The 24226-nt window shown below is 63.5% G+C and carries 22 protein-coding genes; 17 read left to right on the top strand and 5 right to left on the bottom strand.

All coding sequences use genetic code 11. The features are described 5' to 3' along the window. The first annotated feature begins 42 nt into the window (after positions 1 to 42). The 3 genes from hslU (at position 43) to BGK68_RS04385 (ending at position 3110) form a co-directional block, all read left to right on the top strand. Positions 43 to 1389 carry an ATP-dependent protease ATPase subunit HslU gene (gene hslU, locus BGK68_RS04395; protein ID WP_069375407.1) on the top strand — a complete coding sequence of 449 codons (1347 nt, stop codon included), beginning with the start codon at positions 43 to 45 and terminating at the stop codon, positions 1387 to 1389. 22 nt (positions 1390 to 1411) lie between these two features. Continuing rightward, on the top strand, positions 1412 to 1615 hold the full coding sequence (locus BGK68_RS04390) for a hypothetical protein (protein ID WP_075256093.1): 204 nt from the start codon (positions 1412 to 1414) through the stop codon (positions 1613 to 1615). 322 nt (positions 1616 to 1937) lie between these two features. After that, positions 1938 to 3110, top strand: a complete 1173-nt coding sequence (locus BGK68_RS04385) for a porin (RefSeq protein ID WP_075256092.1) — start codon at positions 1938 to 1940, stop codon at positions 3108 to 3110. 122 nt (positions 3111 to 3232) lie between these two features. On the opposite strand, the gene BGK68_RS27305 is transcribed toward BGK68_RS04385, so the two are convergent. Further along, the gene (locus BGK68_RS27305; protein ID WP_143432944.1) at positions 3233 to 3451 is read right to left on the bottom strand and encodes a hypothetical protein; all 219 of its coding nucleotides are present in this window, start codon (positions 3449 to 3451) and stop codon (positions 3233 to 3235) included. Positions 3452 to 3629: 178 nt separating this feature from the next. Here BGK68_RS27305 and BGK68_RS04380 point away from each other — a divergent pair, with 178 nt between their 5' ends. After that, a complete protein-coding gene (locus BGK68_RS04380; protein ID WP_075256091.1) occupies positions 3630 to 5171 on the top strand; it encodes a tetratricopeptide repeat protein in 1542 nt (513 codons plus the stop codon). Between the two features lie 8 nt (positions 5172 to 5179). Here BGK68_RS04380 and BGK68_RS04375 read toward each other — a convergent pair whose 3' ends face one another. From BGK68_RS04375 to cyaY, 3 genes are all read right to left on the bottom strand, one after another. Further along, complete coding sequence (locus BGK68_RS04375) at positions 5180 to 7294, bottom strand: TonB-dependent receptor (RefSeq protein ID WP_075259673.1); 2115 nt, start codon at positions 7292 to 7294, stop codon at positions 5180 to 5182. A gap of 217 nt (positions 7295 to 7511) precedes the next feature. Next, positions 7512 to 7979 (bottom strand): type II secretion system major pseudopilin GspG, encoded by a 468-nt coding sequence (gene gspG / locus BGK68_RS04370; protein ID WP_075256090.1) that lies wholly within the window; start codon positions 7977 to 7979, stop codon positions 7512 to 7514. Between the two features lie 109 nt (positions 7980 to 8088). Continuing rightward, positions 8089 to 8421, bottom strand: coding sequence for an iron donor protein CyaY (cyaY, locus tag BGK68_RS04365; protein WP_013232237.1), 333 nt, complete (start codon positions 8419 to 8421; stop codon positions 8089 to 8091). A 49-nt stretch (positions 8422 to 8470) separates the two neighbouring features. Between cyaY and lptM the strand changes: the two genes are divergently transcribed. Together lptM and lysA are read left to right on the top strand one after the other, a co-directional pair. Then, positions 8471 to 8695, top strand: coding sequence for an LPS translocon maturation chaperone LptM (lptM, locus tag BGK68_RS04360; RefSeq protein ID WP_075256089.1), 225 nt, complete (start codon positions 8471 to 8473; stop codon positions 8693 to 8695). Positions 8696 to 8755: 60 nt separating this feature from the next. Further along, positions 8756 to 10048 (top strand): diaminopimelate decarboxylase, encoded by a 1293-nt coding sequence (gene lysA / locus BGK68_RS04355; protein WP_075256088.1) that lies wholly within the window; start codon positions 8756 to 8758, stop codon positions 10046 to 10048. Positions 10049 to 10076: 28 nt separating this feature from the next. Here lysA and BGK68_RS27300 read toward each other — a convergent pair whose 3' ends face one another. After that, on the bottom strand, positions 10077 to 10292 hold the full coding sequence (locus BGK68_RS27300) for a hypothetical protein (protein WP_143432943.1): 216 nt from the start codon (positions 10290 to 10292) through the stop codon (positions 10077 to 10079). 71 nt (positions 10293 to 10363) lie between these two features. On the opposite strand from BGK68_RS27300, the gene BGK68_RS04350 reads away from it, so the two are divergent. From BGK68_RS04350 to BGK68_RS04300, 11 genes are all read left to right on the top strand, one after another. Further along, positions 10364 to 11287 carry a phage tail protein gene (locus tag BGK68_RS04350; protein ID WP_075256087.1) on the top strand — a complete coding sequence of 308 codons (924 nt, stop codon included), beginning with the start codon at positions 10364 to 10366 and terminating at the stop codon, positions 11285 to 11287. 232 nt (positions 11288 to 11519) lie between these two features. Further along, on the top strand, positions 11520 to 12977 hold the full coding sequence (locus BGK68_RS04345; protein ID WP_075256086.1) for a sodium:solute symporter family protein: 1458 nt from the start codon (positions 11520 to 11522) through the stop codon (positions 12975 to 12977). Positions 12978 to 13175: 198 nt separating this feature from the next. Continuing rightward, on the top strand, positions 13176 to 13922 hold the full coding sequence (gene otsB, locus BGK68_RS04340; RefSeq protein WP_075256085.1) for a trehalose-phosphatase: 747 nt from the start codon (positions 13176 to 13178) through the stop codon (positions 13920 to 13922). 87 nt (positions 13923 to 14009) lie between these two features. Beyond that, positions 14010 to 15899: a glycoside hydrolase family 15 protein gene (locus tag BGK68_RS04335; protein WP_075256084.1), complete on the top strand. Its 1890-nt coding sequence runs from the start codon at positions 14010 to 14012 to the stop codon at positions 15897 to 15899. After that, a complete protein-coding gene (otsA, locus tag BGK68_RS04330) occupies positions 15899 to 17293 on the top strand; it encodes an alpha,alpha-trehalose-phosphate synthase (UDP-forming) (protein ID WP_075256083.1) in 1395 nt (464 codons plus the stop codon). Before BGK68_RS04335 ends, otsA begins: the two co-directional genes overlap by 1 nt. A gap of 178 nt (positions 17294 to 17471) precedes the next feature. Next, positions 17472 to 17822 carry an FmdB family zinc ribbon protein gene (locus tag BGK68_RS04325; protein ID WP_075256082.1) on the top strand — a complete coding sequence of 117 codons (351 nt, stop codon included), beginning with the start codon at positions 17472 to 17474 and terminating at the stop codon, positions 17820 to 17822. Positions 17823 to 17841: 19 nt separating this feature from the next. Further along, positions 17842 to 18477 (top strand): DUF502 domain-containing protein, encoded by a 636-nt coding sequence (locus BGK68_RS04320; protein WP_075256081.1) that lies wholly within the window; start codon positions 17842 to 17844, stop codon positions 18475 to 18477. Between the two features lie 98 nt (positions 18478 to 18575). Beyond that, positions 18576 to 20381, top strand: coding sequence for an aspartate--tRNA ligase (gene aspS / locus BGK68_RS04315; RefSeq protein WP_075256080.1), 1806 nt, complete (start codon positions 18576 to 18578; stop codon positions 20379 to 20381). Between the two features lie 243 nt (positions 20382 to 20624). Continuing rightward, the gene (locus BGK68_RS04310) at positions 20625 to 21926 is read left to right on the top strand and encodes an MFS transporter (RefSeq protein ID WP_075256079.1); all 1302 of its coding nucleotides are present in this window, start codon (positions 20625 to 20627) and stop codon (positions 21924 to 21926) included. A gap of 8 nt (positions 21927 to 21934) precedes the next feature. Continuing rightward, on the top strand, positions 21935 to 23164 hold the full coding sequence (locus BGK68_RS04305) for a metal-dependent hydrolase family protein (RefSeq protein WP_075256078.1): 1230 nt from the start codon (positions 21935 to 21937) through the stop codon (positions 23162 to 23164). Positions 23165 to 23281: 117 nt separating this feature from the next. Next, a complete protein-coding gene (locus BGK68_RS04300; protein WP_075256077.1) occupies positions 23282 to 24187 on the top strand; it encodes a LysR substrate-binding domain-containing protein in 906 nt (301 codons plus the stop codon). Positions 24188 to 24226: the final 39 nt, after the last annotated feature.

The following is a 24226-nucleotide window of genomic DNA, read 5'->3' as shown; positions in this document are numbered from 1 at the left end:
CCCATTCCCCTGATGAATCGTCACAGCGAAAAGATCACCACCATGAATATGACTCCCAAGGAAATCGTCTCCGAACTCGACAAGCACGTCGTCGGCCAGGCCCGCGCCAAGCGCGCCGTGTCCATCGCGCTGCGTAATCGCTGGCGTCGTCAGCAGATCGAGGAGCCGCTGCGCCACGAGATCACGCCCAAGAACATCCTGATGATCGGCCCCACCGGCGTGGGCAAGACCGAGATTGCGCGTCGCCTGGCCAAGCTGGCCGATGCACCCTTCATCAAGATCGAGGCCACCAAGTTCACCGAAGTCGGTTACGTGGGCCGTGACGTCGACACCATCATCCGCGACCTGGTCGATATCGGCATCAAGCAGACGCGCGAGCTGGAAACGCGCAAGGTGCGCACCCGCGCCGAAGACGCCGCCGAAGACCGCATCCTCGATGTGCTGTTGCCGCCGGCGCGCGATTTCGGTTTCACGCCCGATGGCAGCAACAACAGTGGCGAGAAGGACGACAAGAACACCACCCGCCAGACCTTCCGCAAGCGCCTGCGCGAAGGGGCGCTGGATGACCGCGAGATCGAACTGGAACTGGCCGAGGCCGCGCCTTCCATGGAGATCATGGCGCCTCCGGGCATGGAAGAGATGACCGAGCAGATCAAGTCCATGTTCTCGGGCCTGGGCAACCAGCGCAAGAAGGCGCGCAAGATCAAGATCAAGGAAGCCATGAAGCTCTTGATCGAAGAAGAAGCCGCCAAGCTGGTCAACGAGGAAGAACTCAAGCAGAAGGCCATCGCCAATGTGGAGCAGAACGGCATCGTCTTCCTCGACGAGATCGACAAGATCGCCACGCGCTCGCAGAACGGCAACGCCGATGTCTCGCGCGCCGGTGTGCAGCGCGACCTGCTGCCGCTGGTGGAAGGCACGACCGTCAATACCAAGTACGGCATGATCAAGACCGACCACATCCTCTTCATCGCCTCGGGTGCATTCCACCTGTCCAAGCCCTCGGACCTGATCCCGGAACTGCAAGGACGCTTCCCGATCCGCGTGGAACTGGATTCGCTGTCCATTGCCGATTTCGAGCGCATCCTCACCGGCACCGATGCCTGCCTCACCAAGCAATATGAAGCGCTGCTGGCCACTGAAGGCGTGAAGATCGAGTTTGCCGACAGCGGCATCAAGCGTCTGGCGGAAATCTCGCACTCGGTCAATGAGAAGACCGAGAACATCGGCGCGCGCCGTCTCTACACCGTGATGGAAAAACTGCTGGAAGAGATTTCCTTCACGGCCGGTGAAGCAGGCGTGGAGGGCTTGCTGATCGATGCGGATTACGTCAACGAGCGCCTGGGTGAGCTCGCCGTGGACGAAGACCTGTCGCGCTACGTGCTGTAAGCGCAACTGCGGGGAGCATGCGATGGCCAACAAGACACTGGGCACACGGCAGAAGCTGAGTTATCGCATCGAGCCTTCGCAATCCAAGCCCCGCAATCCGGTGGCGCTGGCCGCGCAACAGCGCGCCGGCGGCGCCGGGTCGCATCGCAAGAGTGAATCCACGCAGCGCCAGCAGGGTCGTTCGGCGCTGTTGAAGAAGCTGATCGATGGTGATGAGGAAAAGTAGGCAGGTGAGGTCCTGAGCAAACAATCGCCGCGCTTTGCGCGCTTGCTTGTGGGCATCGTGTAACAAATTGTTAGTCTTTGGAAAGCGCCGGTGTCTGCATCGGCGCTTTCTTTTTTTGCCTTCCTCTTGTCTGTCAGCAGAGTGTAGCCGATGCAAATAAGGCGATAAAAAAATACAACAATAGCCAATTCAATCATCGGCTCCCGTCTAAAAAATGTCTGCTATCGACCAAGGTGCAGTCATGCGCGAGCAGAAGCATTAATGTCTGTCCATCCGACTGCAAGTGCGGATCCTCAAGACTATTTTTAGAGAAGGACGTCACATGAAAAAATCTCTGCTGGCACTCGCCGTTCTGGGCGCGTTCGCAGGCGCAGCGCAAGCGCAAAGCTCCGTCACGATCTACGGTATCGTCGATACCGGTGTTGTCTACCAAAGCAAGGTTGCCACCCCCACCGGCGGCACCGGCAGCAAGTTCAGCCTGAATTCGGGTGTGATCCAGGGTTCGCGTATCGGCTTCAAGGGTACTGAAGACCTGGGTGGCGGCCTCTCCGCAGTGTTCAACCTGGAAGCTGGTTTCTCCAATGATACCGGCGCCCTGGATGATTCCAAGACCAGCAACACCCTGTTCCGCCGCAAGTCGGTGGTGGGTCTGGCCGGTAACTTCGGTAGCGTCCTGCTGGGTCGTCAGACCGACTTCGCTGACACCATCTCGTCCTACACCTCGGTGCAAGACTTCGGTGGCTGGACCGGCGCTGCAGGCCACAACCTGGATCGTCTGGAAGGCACCCGCACCAACAACTCCATCAGCTACACCACGGCCAACCTGAATGGCTTCACCGGTAACCTGATGTACGGCTTCGGCGAAACCGCTGGTCAGACCTCCGCTGGTCAAGCCTTCGGCATCGGCGGCAAGTACGACAATGGTCCTCTGGGTCTGGGTATCAACTACTACCAGTCCAAGGCTGGCTCGACCCCGGCGGATGCCTCCCTGCTGGCTGCCACTGGCACCAACCAGTACACCAACGGCGCCAACACTGGCAGCACTGCCCAGAAGGTCCTGAACGTGGCAGCGTCCTACCAGTTCGGTCCGGCCCGTGTGTACGGTAACTGGTCGCGCGTCAAGCAAGACCTCAACACCCAGGCCAACCTGACCGCCGCTGGCGTGGGTTCGCTGGCGACCATCAGCAACCGTACTCTGGCAGCCTCCAACAAGGCTGACATCTACGAAATCGGTACCGCCTACTCCCTGAGCCCGTCGCTGAAGTTGCTGGCTGCGGTGGATCACACTCGCGCCCAGTTCGACGGCGTCTCCGGCAAGGCCAAGCTGACCCAGGTCAGCCTGGGCACCGACTACTGGCTGTCCAAGCGCACCGACCTGTACGCCTTCCTGGCCTACAGCAAGGCTACCGACCTGAACAACCCGGGCGTGGCTGACAGCAGCGGCACCGATGGCAACCAAGGTGCTGTGGCCGTGGGTATCCGTCACAAGTTCTAAGCATGTCCTGATGAGCATCGTCGCTACGACGATGCTTGTTCTGGTGCAGAAGAAAAAGCGCCGCATGAGTTTCATGCGGCGCTTTTTTTGTTAGTTTTTTTGGGGAAGTTCCCTCACTCGTCTTATAAAATATTTTCATCAATGCGAGCCGGATGATGATCTCGCATTCCCATTGCGACCGCTTTCCCAAGCGACCTGATAGCCCTCGCTGGCGTCTCCATTTGTAACTTTTGCAAAGCTCGCTTTTGTGCTGCAAAAACCTGACGAAACCCTGACTGGTGGCCGATCTTTACGTTTGTAAATGAATAGTAATAAGCGCTTTCCCAGCGGGATTTTTGCACTGCGGACTGCTCTAATAGACACCATATAAATCGGTGCGCGCAGTGCTCATCCGCTGCTGCATTCATCCACCGAACATCGCCCCGTTGGCACATCGTGCTGCTGTGTTTTCTAACACAGCGGAGGGGAAGTCTTTTGTCCGGATTTAGTGCATCCGGCAGTGCAAGAGAAAGGAATCACATGGCGACAAGAGAAGAACTGGCAGTCATCAAGGCTGCCCGTGCGGGCGAGTCACGCGCACAGCTGGCGCTGGGACGACGTTATCTCAACGGTGGCAGCGGCCTGCCGCGCAGCAAAGGCACGGCTTTCTACTGGCTGCGGCGCGCAGCGCAGCAGGGCGTGGATGACGCCTGGATGATCATCGGTCGCAACATCACCTACGAACAGGTCAAGGAGCTGTCGCCGCCCAGGGAAGCCGCCGTCTGGTACGAGAAGGCCTTCGAGGCTGGCGTGCCGCAGGCTGGCCTGATCTTCGCGCGTCTGGTGCTGGACAATACCAGCGAGTTCGACAGCAACACCCATGCGCGCGCCATCGCTGCCCTGTCGCTGCTGGCCAGTCGCGATGACCACGAGGCGCAGTGGCTGCTGGCCCAGCAGATGCAACGCCACGGCCAGCCCATGCTGCCGGGTGCGGCGGCAGCTTCGCCCGCCTACGAAGACAAGCTGATGCTGGAGGCGGCCCGCGCCGGCATCGAGGAAGCCCAGTACGCCGTGCTGGACAAGGCCTGGCAGCAGGGTGACGAGGCCAGCTTTGCGCGCGGTGCGCAACGGGTCACGCAACGCCTGCTGGCGCGTCATGCCAACGCCGTGGCGCAGTTGGAGAAGGATGGGCAGATCCACGGTACGGTGCAGCTCAGCGATGAGGAAGCCACCTTGCTGTTGCGCTATGGCCAATGGCGCCTGCGCGGCCAGGCCCCGGATCCGGATGAATTGCAGATCCTGTTCGAACTGGCGGCCATGGGCGGCAATGCGCAAGCCTGTCTGGAACTGGGCCTGTTGTGCGCCAAGATCGATCGCCAGGGCGAGCGCATCTTCATGGAACATGGACTGGCCAACTTCAAGAAGGCGCTGCACTGGCTGGAGCGCGCTGGGGAAGCCGGCGTGGCGCAGGGCTGGCATGCGCTGGCGCGCATCTATTCGCGCTCGATCTATTCGCAGCGCAATCTGCAGGTGGCACAACAATATCTGGAGAAGGCGGCCCAGGCCGGACTGGTGGAGGCGCAATGCGAACTGGCGCAGATGTGCTGGCGTCATCGCCGCGATGATCCGCTCAATGACGTCAAGGCGCTGTACTGGTGGCAGCAGGCTGCGGCCCAGGGCGAGCCGACGGCGCAGGCGGCGCTGGAAGCTTTCGCCGCGCAGCCGCATGCCCAGGGCTGGGCCTTGCAAGCGCAGGCGCTGCTCACCGACAAGCTGCGCAACAGCAGTCCCTTCCTCAGCGCCCGCATCGAACTGGCGGCCACCTTCGGGCTGACCAAGCCCGAGGCGCTGCTCATCGATATCAAGGCGGCTGACTATGGCCACTGTCTGGTGGTGGACATCTGCGCCCACCATGCGCGCAGCAAGCGCCGCCTGATTGCCATCCAGACCGACGCCCAGCGCGCGACCCTGAACCGCGTCTCACGCCTGTTCGGCGATGTCGATTGCGGCTTCGACGGACTGGAGGGCAACTACCGCCAGCGCCAGTACCGGCTGCGCACGACCTTCCCCGACCTCGGATAAGGGCAGGCTTACATGTGGTAGCGCAGCGTCAGCGCGACGTTGCGCGGCGCACCCGGCATGCTGAGGTTGGGGTTGGTGCCGTGGCCGGAGATGATGTACCCGGTATTGAAGAGATTGCCGATGTTGAGCTGCACTTCATACTTGGGCGTGCGATAGGCCGCCATCGCATCGACTGTGACGTAACCGGGCAACGTGACGGTGTTGCCCGGATTGGCAAAGCGCGCGCCTACTGCGTTGGCGCCACCGCCGACTACCAGTCCCTCGCCCAGCTCGCGGGTCAGCCACAGGTTGCCGCTATGGCGCGGGGTCAGCGTGGCGTTCTTGCCCTTGAAGGGGACGCCATTGTCCAGCGACGAAGACTCGGTGATCACCGCATTGAGCCAGGCATAGCCGGCCAGCAGTTTCCAGCCTTGCTTGAGATCGGCGCTGAAGCTCAGTTCGGCGCCGTCGGTGCGCTGCTTGCCTACCGGGATGATCACGCCGCTGGGCAGGGCCGACTTGATGTTGTCGCGCTCCAGGCGGAACACCGAGACGGTGGCGCTGGCGCGGCCTTCCCAGAAATCATATTTGGCGCCGGCTTCGGTATTGCGGGTCTGCTCCGGTGCGAGGTCGGCGTTGTTGGTGGCCAGCGCGAAGCTTTCTCCCGATGGCTGGAAGGAACGGCTCCAGGACAGGTAATACGATTGCGTCTGGCTGGGTTGCCAGACCAGGCCGGCGCGCGGGCTGGTGGCGGTGTCGGTGCGCTGGAGATCGGCGGTGCTGCCGTTATTCAGGTTGAGGATGCGTGACTGTTGGCGATAGCGGTCATAGCGCAGGCCCACCAGCGCCTTCCATTGTTCGCTCAGGCTCAGGCTGTCCTGCAGATAGGTGGCGAAGGTGTCGTAGGTGCCATAGGTCAGCGTCGGCGGGTTCAGGCGATTGGGGTCGACCACCGGCAGCACGGGATTGAAGATGGAGATGCCAGGGAAATTGACGACGCCGCTGGACTGGCTGGAATCCTTGCTCTGGCTACCCAGTTCCAGGCCGTAGAGAATCTCGTGGCGGATCGATCCCAACTGCAGCTTCTGCGTCAGCTCGCTCTGGTTGAACCAGCCGTTTTCATCCCGCACCAGCTTGGCGTGGTTCAGGGTCGTCGTGGCGGTGGCCTCATTGACGGTGCCGCCATTGGTGTTGTTCCGGTTGAGGTGGTAATCGTAGTAGCGCAGCCCGTTGCGGAAGGAAAACTCGTCGTTGAAACGATGGGTGAAGGTCGCCGTGGTCGAGGCCACGCGTGATTGCACGAAGTCGGCGTCGCGGGCGTTGCGTGCGCCATAGGTGGTACCGGGATCGACATCGACCGGCCGGCCGCGATAGGAGGGAATGCCGAAGTCCATCATGCGGCGGTCTTCCAGATAATCCATCTGCAGCAACAGCTTGGTATCGGCCGAGAAGCGCAGCGCCACCGACGGCGCGATGGCCGTGCGGTCGATGAATTGCTGGGCGCGGAAACCGTCGCCGCGCTCGACTGCGCCGGTCAGGCGCCACGACAGCGCGCCTTCGCCGGCGCGTCCCAGGTCCAGCTCGGCGCGGCGGCCTGCGGTGCTGTTGGCGGTGAAGCTGACATCGCTGACATCCACCCCAGGCTTCTTGGTCACCCGGTTGATCAGCCCTCCCGACGAACCCCGGCCATACAGGACGGCGGCGGGTCCCTTGATCACTTCCACGCTTTCCACATTGGACAGGTCGCGGAAATACAGCGCATCGTCACGGAAACCATCCACGAACTGGTCGCCGATGGCCGTAAAGCCACGGATGAAGACCTGGTCGCGCTGACCGTCGCCGGTGGACAGGCCCAGGCCCGGCACGTTCTTGAGCACGTCCTGCAGGGAGCTGGCGTTCTGGTCGCGGATCACCTGGGCGGGCACCACGTTGATGGTCTGCGGTATATCGCGCAGCGGCGCTTCGCTCTTGGTGCCGCTCACCGCCGTCGGTGCAACGTAGCCATCGTTGGCGCGCGCACCGCTGACCTCGATGGCGGGCAGCGTGGTGGTGTCCTGCTGGGCGCAGGCGGGCAGGATGGCCAGAGGGGAGAGCGAACAGGTGGCCAGTACGGCCAGGTGCAGCGGGGAGAGGCGCAAGTTGATGGATTTTTTCACAGGATTGGATATTAATAAGAATAATTATTATTCGTATTTAATAACACTTGTGAGTAAATGTAAATCTGCAGAAGCTGACCTCAGGATTCTTCTCATCTGACAGGATGAGAAGACGCAAGGATGCGGCACCCTATTGCCAGCAGGCAAGGGCGGAGGTGAAGAAATGGAAGGAAGAAGAAGGGCGGCGAAGCGCCCGATGCAGGCCCTAGTGCAGACTGATTACCCGCTCGTCATCGTCGCCGCCATCCGGGCCGGCCTGGCCGAAGGAAAAGAGTTCATAGCTGGTGCCGTCGTCATCGGCCTGGTACTGGTAGGGATTGCCCCAGGGGTCGCGCGGCAGGCGTTCCACATAGCCGCCCAACTGCCAGCCATTGGCCAGCGGCTCGCGTGCCGGCCTGATCACCAGCGCCAGCAGGCCTTGCTGGGTGCTCGGGTAGCGGCCATTGTCCTGGCGGTAACGTTCCAGCCCGGCGGCGATGGCCTTCATGTCCTTCTCGGCGGCCAGGGCCTGGGGACCGTGATCGTGGTTGAAGCGCGTCACCAGCGGCGGCACCAGCAGGGCCGCCGCCACGGCCAGCACCGTCAGCACCAGGATCCAGCGCAGCCGCGCCAGGCCCCGTTGCAGGAACAGGAAAGCAGGATGTCGCCGCGAGGGCTGGAGAGAACGGCGCATGGATGCTGCTGGCTTCAAATCGGCGATGGGTTGGAAAACACGCAAGTATAAGCGCGCAGCCGCCCAAAAGGCGACATGCGCCATCGGGCGAGCTGCCCGCTGTGCTTGCTCAGGGACGGATGGTCACCGGCACGCCGGCCTGGCTGCTGACCACCTCCGAGAGGGTGGCGTAGAGTTCGGTGCCGTCGCGGGTGTTGAGCCAGTGCTGGCCGTCGTACTTGTAATGGAAGCCGCCGGAGCGGGCCGCCAGCCACATCTCCTGCATCGGCGCCTGGCTGTTGATGATGATCTTGGAACCGTTGTCCACGCACTCGATTTCCAGCACGTTGCCGCTGCGGCTGCATTCCACGTCCAGGTCGCTGGCGTCGCAGGCATCCTCGAGAGCCGTCTCGATGGCGTTGAGGGTGGCGTCGGCCAGGTCCAGGAATTCCGATTCGGTCATGCTACACTCCAAGGCATTCTAAGATTTCGATGTAATCCTCCATTTTATCGTGAAGTCACATTCTTCTCTTGCCCGTCGCAGCGCCGCCCTGGCCCTTTGCAGCGCCGTCCTGATGCTGGCCGGCTGCGGCCAGAAGGGCCCGCTGTTCATGCCCAAGACGCCGCCCGATCCGTTCGCGCAGACTCAGCCCCAGTCCCAGTCCAAACCGGCCGAGTCACCGGCTGCTGCCTCCGAGGGCAAGCGCCCGGCCGATCCCGCCGCCGGCAAGCAGTAACTCCGGCTTCACCGCAGGCCCGCGCAGCGGGCTCCGATCACCGCATTGCCACCCGACACCATGTCTCATTTCTCCTATCGCAATGGCGTCCTGCACGCCGAACAGGTTTCCCTCGCTACTCTGGCCGAGCAGTTCGGCACCCCCCTGTACGTCTATTCCAAGGCCGCCCTGGTCGAGAATTTCTCCGCCTACGCCAATGCCTGCCAGCAGGCGGGCCGCGCAGAGGGCGGCAAGGGCGGGGCGCTGGTGTGCTACTCGGTCAAGTCCAATTCCAACCTGGCGGTGCTGAACCTGCTGGGCCAACTGGGGTCGGGCTTCGATATCGTCTCCGGCGGTGAACTGCTGCGCGTAGTGGCGGCCGGCGGTGACGCCCGCAAGGTGATCTTCTCGGGCGTGGGCAAGGGCCGCGACGAGATGAAGCTGGCCCTGGAACATGACATCCTCTGCTTCAACGTCGAATCCATCCCCGAGGTGGCCCGTCTGAACGAAGTGGCCGGTGCGCTGGGCAAGCGCGCCCGCATCTCGTTGCGCGTGAACCCCAACGTGGATGCCAAGACCCACCCCTACATCTCTACCGGCCTGAAGGAAAACAAGTTCGGCGTGGCCTATGAAGATGCGCTGAACTGCTACCGCGCCGCCGCAGCCCTGCCCCACATCGACGTGGTCGGCATCGATTGCCACATCGGCTCGCAGTTGCTGGACGACTCGCCGCTGCTGGAAGCGCTGGACAAGATCATCGACATGGTCGATGCGTTGGAAGCCGAGGGCATCCCCATCCATCATCTCGACATCGGCGGCGGCATCGGCATCCGCTACGACGACGAGCAGCCGGTGGCCGTCGGCGACTACCTGGCGCGCGTGTTTGCCCGTGTCGATGCCTGGCGCGCCAGCAAGTACCAGGGCCGTCCCATCCAGGTCATGTTCGAGCCGGGCCGCTCGGTGGTCGGCAATGCCGGCCTGCTGCTGACCGAGGTGCAATACCTCAAGCATGGCGAAGGCAAGAATTTCGCCGTGGTCGACGCCGCCATGAACGACCTGATGCGCCCGGCCATGTACGAAGCCTGGCACGGCGTGAAGACCGTCAAGGAAAACGCCGGCCAGCCGCGCATCTATGACGTCGTCGGTCCGGTCTGCGAATCGGGTGACTGGCTGGCGCGCTCGCGCGAGCTTGCCATCGGCGAAGGCGACCTGCTGGCCCTGATGTCGGCGGGCGCCTACGGCATGACCATGGCGTCCAATTACAACACCCGTGGCCGCGCGGCCGAGGTGCTGGTCGATGGCGAACGCGCCCACCTCATCCGTGCGCGTGAAAACCCGGCCGACCTGTTTGCGCTGGAGAAGATCGTCAGCTGATTGCGGTCCATCGATTGACGTTTTGCCATCACGGCAGCCGCCCAAACGCGGCTGCCGTTTGTTTTTGTTGATTGCCCGGCAACATGCGCCGGTGCTGGGATGCGGATTTTTTTTGCATAGCCGCATTCTTTATTTTGCCTTTCAGAAATTTGGGAGCAAAATAGCCGTCCGTCCAGAAAATACCGGCAGCCGACTGCCAGCAGGCCCGTAGCGCGAGCTCATCCGCGCCCGGAGACCGGGCCATGACAACAAGGGGACGTCAGCGGGAAACCGGGCGCCGGGACGGCGGTCGGTAACGCAACACAGGGGAATTCCATGCAAGTTCTGGAACGCACAGGGGAAGATCGCGACAAGCGCGGGGCATGCCATGCCGACTCCGCCGCGCACGCGCATGCCTACGAGTACGCTTCTGGGCAGTCCGCCTCGCCCTCCGGCAGCATGGCGCTGTCGGCGCAGGCCGAGGAAGAATTGGCCATCCGCGCCTCCCACATCACCGCTGCCGCCGTGGCTGCAGCGGCCGTTACGGCCGCTGTGGTGACCGCCGCTGAAGCCCCTGAAGAACTCCGCGACGCCCAGGCCGCCAGCGCGCCTGCCGCGGCGCATGCCAGGCAGCCGCGCGGCTTGCAGGGAGCCGAGGCGGCCACGACGCAATCGCAGCCATCCCAGCGAGGCGCATGGCGGGTGTCGCTGCTGACCCTGGTCATCATTGCCGCGGCCCTGTGGGTGGGACAGCAGTGGCCCCAGCGCGGGCTCAAGCCCATGGTGACGCAGCTGCCGACCCTGAACCAGCCCGCTGCCGCACCGGCCAGCGCCGCCGCGCCTGCCCAGGCGCTGGACAGCACCGCGCCGGCTACCGTGGCCGAGGCCCCCAGTCCCGACGCCATCGCCCTGTTGCAAGAAGAATCCGAAGAAAAAGCGCGCATGCTGGCGCACAAGCGCGCCGTGGCCGAAGCGCGTCATCGCCGTGAGGATGCGGCCCAGGCCTTGCGTGAACAACGCCGCCGCCAGGCCGAGCAGCAACTGGCCGAGGCCCGCGCCAAGGCCGAGCGCGCCCAGGCCAGCAGCGTGGCCGCACCCGCGATATCCGCAGCGCCAGCCGCCCCTTCGCTGGCAGACCAGGTGGCCCAGTGCAAGACCTTGTCCGTGTTCGCCCGCGAAAGCTGCCTCTGGAAACTCTGCAGCGGCAACTGGGGCAAGAACGGTTGCCCCTCCTACGAGCGCAACAACGAAGGCGCTTGAGTCCACCTCCGGCTGGCGGCTCCGCCAGCCGATATTCCCTGACAAAGCACTGACACTCCTGCCCCTTGGCAGGAGCAATTCTTGCTTGACGACACCCCGATCCGGGCTACTTGCGGCAGCACAGCTGTGGTCCCGTCGCGACAGGTGAAAAGTCTTGCCGCAAGCGGCTTTGCGCGCAGAACTTGCCGCTATAATGCGCGTTTTTCGTCTCCACCCCCCGCAAGGAAATGGCATGAATGCACTGCTTTGGTTCGTCGTCCTCTATTGGGTCGTCTCGGTCGGCATCGGCCTGTATGCCACCCGCTACGTGAAGAGTTCGAAGGACTACGCCGTCGCCGGCCGCTCGCTGCCGATGTCGGTGGTGACTGCGACCGTCTTTGCGACCTGGTTCGGATCGGAAGCCGTGCTGGGGGTGTCCTCGACCTTCCTCAAGGAGGGCCTGGGCGGCATCGTGGCCGACCCCTTCGGTTCCTCGCTGTGCCTGATCCTGGTGGGCCTGTTCTTCGCCAAGCGCTTGTACCGGATGAACCTGCTGACCATTGGTGACTACTACAAGAAGCGCTTCGGCCGCGCCGCCGAAATGCTGGTCACCATCTGCATCGTCATTTCCTACCTGGGCTGGGTGGCTGCGCAGATCAAGGCGCTGGGGCTGGTCTTCAACGTCGTCTCGGGCGGCTATATCCCGATGCACTGGGGCATGATCATCGGCGCCGGCAGCGTGCTCATCTATACGCTCATGGGCGGCATGTGGGCCGTGGCCATCACCGACTTCCTGCAGATGATCATCGTGGTGGTGGGCATGCTCTACATCGGCTATGAGGTCTCCGGCATGGTCGGCGGCCCCGGCGTGGTGATCGCCCATGCTGCCGAGGCTGGCAAGTTCAACTTCTGGCCGGCCGCCGAACTCAAGGATGTGCTGTGGTTCTTTGCCGCCTGGATCACCATGATGCTGGGTTCGATCCCGCAGCAGGACGTATTCCAGCGCGTCATGTCGTCCAAGAACGAGAACGTGGCGCGCAATGCCTCGGTGCTGGGCGGCGTGATCTATTTCTTCTTCGTCTTCATCCCCATCTTCCTGGCCTATTCGGCCACGCTGATCGATCCCGAGATGGTCTCGCGCCTGCTGGAAACCGACTCCCAGCTGGTGCTGCCGACCCTGATCATGGAAAAGATGCCGGTGTTCGCCCAGGTGATGTTCTTTGGCGCCTTGCTCTCGGCCATCAAGAGCTGCGCCAGCGCCACCCTGCTGGCCCCGTCGGTGACCTTTACCGAGAACGTGCTCAGGGAAATCCGTCCCTGGAGGAGCGACCGTGAATTCCTCTTCTCCATGCGCGCCGTGGTGCTGGTCTTCACCATCGGTGTGACCTCGCTGGCCTTGAACAGCCAGTCCAGCATCTATGAAATGGTCGAGAACGCCTACAAGGTGACCCTCGTAGCCGCTTTCGTACCGCTGGCCTTCGGTGTCTACTGGCCGCGCGCCTCCCGCCAGGGCGCCTTGATGGCGATGGTGCTGGGCCTGGTGTCGTGGATCACGCTGGAATACGTCGCTCCGGATGGTTTCTGGCCGCCGCAACTGGCCGGTCTGCTGTTCTCCATCGGCGGCATGGTGGTCGGTTCGCTCATGCCCCAGGTGCTGGCGCCGATGCCGCCCATGATGCCGGCGCCCGCCGAGGGCAGCGCCCAGCCCTGATCATTCTTGCTCCAGTGAAACGGTCGCCCGGCCTTGCCGCGCGGCCGTTTTTCCTTTTTGGACGGCTTGGTCAGAACTGCTGGGACAGGGGCTGTCAAAGCATTGCCCACGCCCGGTTTTCGAAGTTGTTCGATGCTTTCTTGATAAGAAATCGAGAAACAACCGGAACTTATTTGCCTTCCATCAACCTCAAAAGGTATGACTGAGCAAACTCGCCCCTACGATATGGCTGCCGACGCCTTATTTCTGGATTTCGACGGCACTCTGGTCGACCTGGCGCCCCAGCCCGACGGGATCGTGGTGCCGCCAGAACTGATCACGCTGTTGCAGCAGATACAACAGGAGTCGGACGGCGCGCTGGCCATCGTCAGCGGCCGGCCCCTGGACCAGCTCGACTTCTTCCTGGCCCCGCTGCGCCTGCCGGCTGCTGGTGTGCATGGCGCCGAGCGCCGCACCGCCGATGGCCGCATCCTGCAGCAGCCGGTGCCGGACGTGCAGCACCTGCGCGAGCGCCTGCTGCCGCTGGTCGACTCCCATTCCGGCTTGCAACTGGAACTCAAGCGCGGCGCGCTGGCCCTGCATTACCGCCACGCCGCCCATCTCGAGCAGCGCTGCGTGGACGCCATGATGGAGGCGCTGCGCCACGAACCCGGTTTCACCCTGCTGCACGGCAAGATGGTGGTGGAAGCCAAGCCGCACATCAACAAGGGCGATGCCGTCGCCGCCTTCCTGCACGAAGCCCCGTTCCGCGGCCGCCGCCCGGTCTTCATCGGTGACGACGTGACCGATGAGGCCGGATTTGCCATCGCCCAGGGCGAAGTCTTCGGCGGATTGGGCATCAAGATCGGCGCCGGTCCCACGCAGGCCTTGCAGCGCCTGGCCGATCCGGCTGCGGTGCTGGGCCTGCTGCGCCAGAGCGTGGAGGTGCGCAGCACCTCCGGATAGCCGTATTGCCGGCAAACTTGCCGTGCGCAGCACAGCACATCGCCTTCCATCAAGAAATCTGATCCACAGAACAGAGCACGAGGAACCATGAGCCAGCCCAGCCCCGATCCGCAGCAAGAAGCGCAACCGCAACCGCACTCCCAGACGCAGCATTCCGAACAACCGCACCTGGCCGCCCAGGCCCACGACATGCCCTCGACGTCCTCGCTGGAGCTGGGCGTGATCGGCAATTGCGCCTTCTCGGCGCTGGTGGACAAGATGGGCCGCATCGTCTGGTGCTGCCTGCCGCGCTTCGATGGCGATCCGGTCTTCAATGCCTTGCTGGACCCCACCGACAATGGCGCGCTGTGGGCCTTCCAGCTGGAGAATTTCTCCCACAGCGAGCAGTGGTACGAACCCAATACCGCCGTGCTGCGCACCCGCCTCTACGACACGCTGGGGCAGGGCATCGAGATCACCGACCTGGCCCCGCGCTTCCAGAGCCGTGGCCGCTTCTTCCGTCCGCTGCAACTGGTGCGCCGCATCCATCCACTCTCGGGCGCGCCGCGCATGCGCGTGGTGCTGCGGCCCAAGTTCGACTGGGGCCGTGAAGAGCCGCTGCAGACGCGCGGCAGCAACCACATCCGCTACGTCGGCCAGGAACAGACCCTGCGCCTGAACACCGATGCGCCCATCAGCTACATCGTCGGCGAGACTGCCTTCGTGGTCAGCCGTCCCTACAACTTCATCCTCGGCCCGGATGAAACCCTGCATGGCGGCATCAATGACACCGCCCGCGATTTTGAACAAGAGACCACCGCCTACTGGCGCAACTGGAGCCGCGCCTTGGCCACGCCTCTGGAGTGGCAGGACGCCGTCATCCGCGCCGCCATCACGCTGAAGATGTCGGTCTATGAAGATACCGGCGCCATCATCGCCGCCATGACCACCAGCGTGCCCGAAGCACCGGGCAGCCAGCGCAACTGGGACTATCGCTATTGCTGGCTGCGCGACGCTTTCTTCGTGGTGCGCGCACTCAACAGTCTCTCTGAGCTGGGCACCATGGAAGACTACCTGCGCTGGCTGACCAATGTGGTGGTGCGTTCCGGTGGCGGCCATGTGCAGCCGCTCTACGGTATCGGGCTGGAAGAGGCGTTGCCCGAACAGATCCTGGATCATCTGCCGGGCTACCAGCACCACCAGCCGGTGCGGGTCGGCAACCAGGCCTATGAACACTTCCAGCACGACGTCTACGGCAATATCGTGCTGGGCGCGGCGCAGGCCTTCCATGACATGCGCTTGCACCATCGCGCCGGGGCCGAGCACTTCCAGCATCTGGAAGCCGTGGGCGAACGCGCCTACGAGGTCTACAGCCAGCCGGACGCCGGCATGTGGGAGCTGCGCACCCGTTCGCGCATCCACACCTCCTCGGCGCTGATGAGCTGGGCCGCCTGCGACCGCCTGGCCAAGATCGCCGCGCGCGTGGACCTGCCCGAGCGCGCCCGCTACTGGGGCGACCGCGCCAAGGAAATCGGCGACCGCATCCTCACCGAAGCCTGGAACGAACAGCGCCAGGCCTATGCCGAAAGCTTCGGTGGCCGCGACCTCGACGCCAGCGTGCTGCTGATGGTGGAAGTGGGCCTGATCTCGCCCACCGATCCGCGCTTCATCTCCACCGTGGAAGCGCTGGAGAAGTCGCTCTGCGACGGCCCTTATATGCGCCGGTACGAAGCCCCGGACGACTTTGGCCGCCCCGAGACGGCCTTCAACATCTGCACCTTCTGGCGCATCGACGCGCTCTCGCGCATCGGCCGCAAGGAGCAGGCGCGCGAGATCTTCCAGGCCATGCTGGACGCCCGCAACCACCTGGGCCTGCTGTCGGAGGATACGCATCCGGTCACGCGCCAGATGTGGGGCAACTTCCCGCAGACCTATTCGATGGTGGGCATCATCAACTGTGCGATGCGCCTGTCGGCATCGTGGGAGGCGGTGATCTGATGGGCAGACTCGTCGTCGTTTCCAATCGTTTGGCCGATCCACGCAAGCCTGCTGCGGGCGGCTTGGCCGTCGCCCTCGGCGAGACCTTGAAGAAGACCGGCGGGATGTGGTTCGGCTGGAGCGGAAAGGTCATCGAGAACGGCACGCCCGGCGAGGGCGAGCTGCGCGTGAACCAGGCCGGCCCGGTGACCCTGGCCGAACTGGACCTGTCGCAGGAAGACCATGACGCCTACTACCGTGGCTACGCCAATGGCGTGCTGTGGCCGGTGTTCCACTATCGCCTGGACCTGGCGCATTTCGAGGCCGGCCACCTGGGCGGTTATCGCCGGGTCAATCAACTCTTCGCGCGTAAATTATTTCCATTGTTGAAGCGCGATGACATCGTCTGGATCCACGATTACCACCTCATCCCCCTGGCTGCCGAACTGCGCGCCATGGGCTGCGAGGCGCGCATCGGCTTCTTCCTGCACATTCCGCTGCCGCCGCCGCCGATCCTCACCGCCATCCCTTCGCATGAATGGCTCATGCGCGCGCTGTTTGCGTACGACCTGGTGGGCTTCCAGAACCACGCCGACCTGCAGCACTTCGCCCAGTACGTGCAGGCCGAAGCGACCGCCGAGCCGGTCGGTCCCAACCAGTTCCGCGCCTTCAACCGCACGGTGCATGCCAACGCCTTCCCGATCGGCATCGACGTGGCCGAGTTCCAGCGCCTGGGCCAGGCCAAGGAAGCGCGCGATACCTATGAAAGCACCAAGGCCGAATATTCGCGCCGGCGCCTGCTCATCGGCGTGGACCGGCTGGATTACTCCAAGGGCCTGCCGCAGCGCATCCGCGCCTTTCGCGAGCTGCTGCGCCTGTATCCCGAAAACCGCCACAGCGCCACCTTGCTACAGATCGCCTCGCCCAGCCGCGAAGACGTGGAAGCCTACGGTGACATCCAGCGCGAGCTGGAAAGCCTGTGCGGCTCCATCAACGGCGACTTCGGCGACTTCGACTGGATGCCGATCCGCTACATCCACCGCACCGTAGCGCGCCGCCGCCTGCCGGGTTTGTATCGCGCCTGCGCGGTGGCGCTGGTGACGCCCTTGCGCGATGGCATGAACCTGGTGGCCAAGGAATTCGTCGCCGCCCAGGATGCGGACGATCCCGGCGTGCTGGTGCTGTCGCGCTTTGCCGGTGCGGCCGAGCAGATGAAGGCCGCGCTCATCATCAACCCCTATGACACCCACGGCACCGCCCAGGTGATCCAGCAGGCGCTGCAGATGTCGCAGTCCGAACGGCGCGAGCGCCATGCCGCGCTGATGGAGAACATCCGCCAGTTCGACGTACACTGGTGGTGCCGGGAATTCCTCGACACCCTGCGCAGCAGCCGCGCCGCTCCGGTGGAGAGTTGAGCCGGGAGGGCCCCGCCGGAAGGGCAGGGTGGCGAAGAAGATTTCCAGAAAGCAAGTATTTGCCTGGCGCGGCGGTGCATGCCGTCGCGCCAGCGCATCGCCCACGCGGGCAGGTTCACTAAAACTCCGCCAAAAGCCTTTATAATTCAGGGCTTTGGAAGTTTTTTGCGGAGTTTTCATGCCAATTTACGCGTATCGCTGCGAAGCGTGTGGTTTTGCCAAGGATGTCTTGCAGAAGATCTCTGACGATGCGTTGACCGTCTGTCCGTCCTGTCACAAGGACAGTTTCCGGAAGCAGTTGACTGCGGCCGGCTTCCAGTTGAAGGGTTCGGGCTGGTACGTGACCGATTTCCGGGGCAATGGCAGTGGCACGGTCAACAGCAAGGGTGCCAATGGCACCGGCATTGCCGCTACCGCTGACGCCCCCGCTGCGACTGCCGAAGCACCTGCTGCTGCTGCAGCTGCGCCCGCTTCGGCGCCGGCGGCGGCTGCCCCAGCGGCGGCCCCGTCCACCCCCAGCGCCAGCTAACGAGGTCCTCCTTTCCCCCATGCGCAAATACTTCATCACGGGTCTGCTGATCCTGGTTCCCCTGGCCATCACGCTGTGGGTGCTCAACCTGATCATCAGTACCATGGACCAGTCGCTGCTGCTGCTGCCGGAGGCCTGGCGGCCGGCGCACTGGCTGGGCCACAACATCCCCGGCCTGGGCGCGATCCTGACGCTGTTGATCGTATTCCTCACCGGCCTGGCCGCGCGCAATTTCATCGGCCGCCGCCTGGTGCTGCTGTGGGAAGGCCTGCTGACCCGCATTCCCGTGGTGAAGTCGATCTATTCCAGCGTCAAGCAGGTCTCCGACACGCTGTTCTCGCCCTCCGGCAACGCCTTCCGCAAGGCCGTGCTGATCCAGTACCCGCGCCAGGGTTCGTGGACCATCGCCTTCCTGACCGGCGCGCCCGGTGGTGAGGTCAAGAATCACCTGCCGGGTGAGTTCATCAGCGTGTATGTGCCCACCACCCCCAACCCGACTTCCGGTTTCTTCCTGATGCTGCCGCGTGCCGATGCCATCGAGCTCGAGATGTCGGTGGATGCAGCCCTGAAGTACATCGTCTCCATGGGCGTGGTCGCCCCCGAGATGGTCACCGACAAGAAGATCATCACCGACGCGGCGGCGCCGAAGAATTGACGGGGCGGCCGGCAGTCCGCTGCCCGGCCAGCCCCGCCTTCGCCCTTAGCGTCTTCTCTTTCGAATCCAACAAGAACACTGTCAACGGAATCACAACCATGTCCATGCGAACCCAATACTGTGGCCTCACTACCGAGGCACTGCTCGGCCAAACCGTCAGCCTGTGCGGCTGGGTGCACCGTCGCCGCGATCACGGCGGCGTGATCTTCATCGACCTGCGCGACCGCGAAGGCCTGGTCCAGGTGGTCTGCGACCCCGATCGTGCCGACGTCTTCAAGAACGCCGAATCGGTGCGCAACGAATTCTGCCTGCGCATCACGGGCCTGGTGCGCAACCGTCCGGAAGGCACCACCAACGCCAACCTGAAGTCGGGCAAGATCGAAGTGCTGTGCCACGAACTGGAAGTGCTGAACCCGTCGGTGACGCCGCCGTTCCAACTGGATGACGACAGCCTGTCGGAAACCACCCGCCTGACCCACCGCGTGCTGGACCTGCGCCGTCCGCAGATGCAGAACAACCTGCGCCTGCGCTACAAGGTCGCCATGGAAGTGCGCAAGTTCCTGGACGCCCAGGGCTTCATCGACATCGAAACCCCGATGCTGACCAAGTCCACCCCGGAAGGCGCGCGCGATTACCTGGTGCCCTCGCGCGTGAACGCCGGCGAATTCTTCGCCCTGCCGCAGTCGCCCCAGCTGTTCAAGCAGCTGCTGATGGTGGCCAACTTCGACCGCTACTACCAGATCACCAAGTGCTTCCGCGACGAAGACCTGCGCGCTGACCGCCAGCCCGAATTCACCCAGATCGACTGCGAAACCTCCTTCCTGAACGAACAGGAAATCCGTGACCTGTTCGAAGGCATGATCCGCCTGGTCTTCAAGAACGCGCTGGACATCGACCTGCCCAACCCCTTCCCGGTGATGGACTTCGCCACCGCCATGGGCATGTATGGTTCGGACAAGCCGGACATGCGCGTCAAGCTCGAATTCACCGAACTGACCGACGTCATGAAGGACGTCGACTTCAAGGTCTTCTCGGGCGCTGCCAACAGCGAAGGCGGCCGCGTGGTCGGCCTGCGCGTGCCGGGCGGTGCAGAAATGCCGCGTTCGGAAATCGACGCCTACACCCAGTTCGTCGCCATCTACGGCGCCAAGGGCCTGGCCTACATCAAGGTCAATGAAAAGGCCAAGGGCCGTGACGGTCTGCAGTCGCCCATCGTCAAGAACATCCACGATGCGGCCCTGAACGCCATCATCGAGAAGACCGGCGCGCAAGACGGCGACCTGATCTTCTTCGGCGCCGACAAGGCCAAGGTGGTCAACGACGCCATCGGTGCGCTGCGCGTGAAGATCGGCCACAGCGAATTCGGCAAGAAGAATGGCCTGTTCGACGACGCATGGCGTCCGCTGTGGGTGGTCGACTTCCCGATGTTCGAATACGACGAAGACGGCCAGCGCTGGGTTGCCCTGCATCACCCGTTCACCTCGCCCAAGGATGGCCACGAAGACTTCATCTCGACCAACCCGGGTGCAGCCATCGCCAAGGCCTATGACATGGTCCTGAACGGTTGGGAACTGGGCGGCGGTTCGGTCCGTATCCACCGCGCCGACGTGCAGAGCAAGGTGTTCCGCGCCCTGAAGATCGATGACGAAGAAGCCCGCCTGAAGTTCGGCTTCCTGCTGGACGCCCTGCAATACGGCGCGCCCCCGCACGGCGGCATCGCCTTCGGCCTGGACCGCCTGGTCACCATGATGGCCGGCGCCGAATCGATCCGCGACGTGATCGCCTTCCCCAAGACCCAGCGTGCACAGTGCCTGTTGACGCATGCTCCTTCGGAAGTGGATGAGAAGCAGCTGCGTGAGCTGCATATTCGTTTGCGCAATACTGAGCCGGTGGTGAAGGCCTGAGCGGCTTATCGATTTTTTCGATCAGCTCAGCGAAAGGCGCGTGCAGAAATGCACGCGCTTTTTTGTTTGTAAAATAATATAAATAATTTAAATGAATAGGTGCGGACGGCCTGAATGCCGCCTGCATATTGTTTGCACACGCATGCGATACGGTCATGGCAGCATGCACAGATATCATTTCCGCCCGCCTCCCGCTCACCCTATCATCGGCCGAATATCCAACGTCCAATATGAGGGGAGAGCATGCAGGCAAGTACATTACCAGCCGACGGGATTGTGTCGGTCAGCAATCAGCAGCGCCGACGCGCCATCGTCGCCACTGTCATCGGCAATGGTCTCGAATGGTTCGACTTCACCGTCTACAGTTTCTTCGCGGTGATCATCGCCAAGCTGTTCTTCCCGACCGGCAATGACCTGACTTCGTTGCTGCTGGCCGTGGCCACCTTCGGCGTCGGCTTCTTCATGCGTCCGGTGGGCGGCATCCTGCTGGGCATCTACGCCGACCGCGTGGGCCGCAAGGCCGCGCTGTCGGTCACCATCCTGCTCATGGCCGTGGGCACCACGATGATCGGCCTGGCCCCGACCTATGACAGCATCGGCCTGTTCGCCCCGCTGATCATCGTCGTGGCGCGTCTGCTGCAAGGCTTCTCGGCCGGTGGCGAGATGGGCAGCGCCACCGCCTTCCTCACCGAATACGCCCCCGAGCGCGAGCGCGCCTATTACTCCAGCTGGATCCAGGCCAGCATCGGCGTGGCTGTGCTGCTGGGGGCGGCCGTCGGCACCTTCGTCACCGCCAGCCTGGACGCCGCAGCGCTGGCCAGCTGGGGCTGGCGTCTGCCCTTCCTGCTGGGCATCATCATTGGCCCGGTCGGCTATTACATCCGTAACCATCTCGAAGAAACCCCGACCTTCCTCGAAGAAAAGGACAAGACCGATTCGCCCTTGAAGGAAGTGATCCGCAACTTCCCGCGCGAGACCTCGGCCAGCTTCTCCATGGTGATCCTGTGGACGGTCTGTACCTACGTGTTGCTGTTCTACATGCCGACCTATTCGGTGAAGGTCCTGAAGCTGCCGCAGACCACCGGCTTCATCGCCGGTATGGTCGGTGGACTCTGCATCATGGTGCTGGCCCCCATCGTCGGCAGTCTGGCCGACCGCATCGGCCGCCGTCCGCTGCTCTCCGGTTCGGCGGCCTTGATCCTGGTGCTGGCCTATCCGATGTTCGCCTACATCAATAGCGCCCCCAGCCTGTCCACGCTGCTGATCTTCCAGCTGGTCTTCGGCACCCTGATTGCGGCCTATACCGGCCCCATCCTGGCGGCCTTCTCCGAACTGTTCCCGGCCAAGGTGCTTTCCACCGGCCTGTCGGTGGCCTACAACCTGGCCGTGACCATCTTCGGTGGCTTTGCGTCCTTCTTCATCACCTGGCTCATTGCAGCCACCGGCAATAACATGGCCCCGGCCTTCTACGTGATGATCGCCGCCGCCATCAGCTTCGTCGGCACCCGCTTCGTGCGTGAGCCGCAGTACCTGCAACAACATTGAATTTCGCCATGACCAAGATTCTCCTGAAGGGCGGTAACGTCCTCGACCCGGCTCTGGGCAGCCTGTTCCCGCGCCACGATGTCCTGATCGACAAAGACCGCATCATCGATGTCTCCGCCACCCCGCTGGAGGTCAGCGGCGCACGCGTGATCGACGTGACCGGCAAGACCGTCATGCCCGGCCTCATCGATTGCCACGTGCACGTGCTGGCTTCGCTGGCCAACCTGGGGCTGAATGCCTTGCAACCCGGCTCGCTGACCTCGATCCGCGCCTTGCCCATCGTCGAAGCCATGTTGAATCGCGGTTTCACCACCGTGCGCGATGCAGGCGGTGCGGACTGGGGCTTGGCGCAGGCCATCGCCATCGGCCTGGTGCCGGGGCCGCGTATCTTCCCCTCGGGCAAGGCGCTGTCGCAGACCGGCGGCCATGGCGACTTCCGCCCGCGCTCCGATGTGCTGGAACCCTGTTCCTGCGCCTTCCGTGCCGGCGCCATTGCGCGCGTGGCCGATGGCGTGGATGCGGTGCGCCTGGCTGCCCGCGAAGAACTGCAGAAGGGTGCGACCCAGATCAAGATCATGGCCTCGGGAGGTGTCGCTTCGCCCACCGATCCCATCGGCAATACCCAATACAGCGAAGATGAAATCCGCGCCATCGTGGCCGAGGCAGAAGCCGCGCAGACCTATGTGATGGCGCATGCCTACACCGGCCGCGCCATTGCCCGCGCCGTGCGTTGCGGCGTGCGCACCATCGAGCACGGCAACCTGGTCGATGCCCAGGCCGCTCGCGTCATGCACGAACACGGCGCCTTCGTGGTGCCTACGCTGGTGACCTACGATTCGCTGGCGCGCGATGGCGCCCGCCTGGGGCTGCCGCCAGATTCGGTGGCCAAGATCGAATCGGTGCGCCAGGCTGGCCGCGACTCGCTGCGCATCTATGCCGAGCACGGCGTGCAGATGGGCTTCGGTTCCGACCTGCTAGGTGAGATGCATCAGGACCAGTCACAGGAGTTCATCATCCGCGCCGAGATCCTGGGCAATCTGGAAACCATCCGTTCGGCGACTTCGATTGCTGCGGCCATCCTGCAGCGCGAAGGCGAGCTGGGCACCGTGCGCACCGGCGCGCTGGCCGACCTGATCGTGGTCGACGGCAACCCGCTGCAGGACATCACGCTCCTCACCGGCCAGGGCGAGCACCTCTGCCTGGTCATGCAGGCAGGCCACATCCACCGCAGCCGCTGATTCCCGGCGCAGCGTCTGTTTTCGTCGCGGCTTTCCGCCAGCAACAGGAAAGCTGCGGCGGGCATGCTTTTCGCTCTACCATCTCGACTGGAGACCTTTCGAGCCGGAGCGCCGACCATGCGTATATCGCCACTTCCCCCTTTGCCCTCGCTGATCGCCTTCGAGGCCGCCATGCGCCATGGCAGCTTTACCCGCGCCGCCGCCGAGCTGCACCTCACGCAAAGCGCCATCAGCCGCCAGATCGCCCAGCTGGAGCGCTTCCTCGGCAAGAAGCTGTTCCTGCGCGAGCCGCGTGCGCTGCGCCTGACCGTCAGCGGGCAGCGCTATGCCGCTTTGGTGCAGCGCCTGCTGGTCGATTGCGCCGAAGCCACCGAAGACATCATGAAGCGCAAGGGCCACCAGGAACTCACGGTGGCTTGTTCGCAGGGCGTGGCCGTGCTCTGGCTCACGCCCCGTCTGGCGCGCTTTCGCGCCCGGCATCCGGATTGTCATTTGCGCCTGGTCGTCAACGACAGCCTGGCCCAGCTCTCGGAAACCGACTTCGACATGGGCATCTACTTCCTGCGCGACGGACCGCCAGCAGGCCTGGCCGTGCGCCGGCTGTATGACGAGGAGGTCTTCCCGGTCTGCTCGCCGGCCTACCTTGGTGGACGCATGCTGGAGCCAGAAGACCTGTGCCACGAGACCTTGCTGACGCTCGAAGATGGCCAGCGTCAATGGATGTCCTGGCAGAACTGGATGGCGCACAATGGCATGCCGAACGTGCGCATCGAACACCAGATCCTGTCCAATCAATATCCGGTGCTGCTGCAGCTGGCCATGGAAGGGCAGGGCATCGTATTGGCCTGGCGTCACATGATCGATGCCTGCATGGAGCACGGCCTGCTGGTACGCGCCTGCCAGGCCAGCGCCAGCCTGGGCGGCGGCTACTATGCCGTATGGCCGCGCGAGCGCATCGAACACGCCGCCGCACGCGCCTTCCGCAACTGGCTGGTGGCGGAGAGCGAAACCTCGCTGCTCTGAAACCTCCCCATCCCGATACAATGACGGCTTTCCCGCATC

It is taken from the genome of Herbaspirillum camelliae (assembly GCF_001929405.1).
In the GTDB taxonomy this organism is placed as follows: domain Bacteria; phylum Pseudomonadota; class Gammaproteobacteria; order Burkholderiales; family Burkholderiaceae_D; genus Herbaspirillum; species Herbaspirillum seropedicae.
Note: the sequence above shows the minus strand (reverse complement) of the source record. Positions and strands in the feature narration are given on the sequence as shown.